Annotated in this window: 1 pseudogene; it reads left to right on the plus strand. The window is 50.1% G+C overall.

The annotated features are described in order from the left end of the window. Window positions 1-575, plus strand: a pseudogene (gene gltB, locus R7P74_RS28135) (glutamate synthase large subunit); the annotation flags it as partial.

Here is a 575-nt window from a genome sequence, read left to right on the forward strand (position 1 = left end):
CAATATGCCGTAGGGATGCTTTTCTTCAGCCAAGATCCGGTTAAAGCTCAATTATCTAAAGACATCGTCAATAAAGAACTCGCTCAAGAAACCTTAACGGTTGCGGGTTGGCGCGAAGTTCCAACAAATTCTGCAGTACTCGGCCCGATTGCGGCCAACTCACTGCCCAATATTCAGCAAGTCTTTATCTCAGCTCCAGCGGGCTGGCGTGAGCGCGACATTGAACGCCGTCTCTATATTGCCCGTCGCCGTATTGAAAAACAGATCACCGAAGATCCTGATTTCTACATCTGTAGCTTATCGACGCAAGTGCTGGTGTACAAAGGTTTGTGCATGCCTGCGGATTTGCCTCGCTTCTACCTTGATCTTGCTGATCTACGTATGGAATCAGCTATCTGTCTGTTCCACCAGCGTTTTTCAACCAACACTCAACCTCGCTGGCCACTGGCGCAGCCGTTCCGTTATCTTGCTCACAACGGTGAGATCAATACCATTGAAGGCAACCGCCAATGGGCCCGAGCGCGTGCTTATAAGTTCTCTTCCCCATTGCTGCCCGATTTACAAACCGCAGCTCC

The sequence above is a fragment of the Vibrio sp. 2033 genome (assembly GCF_033339735.1).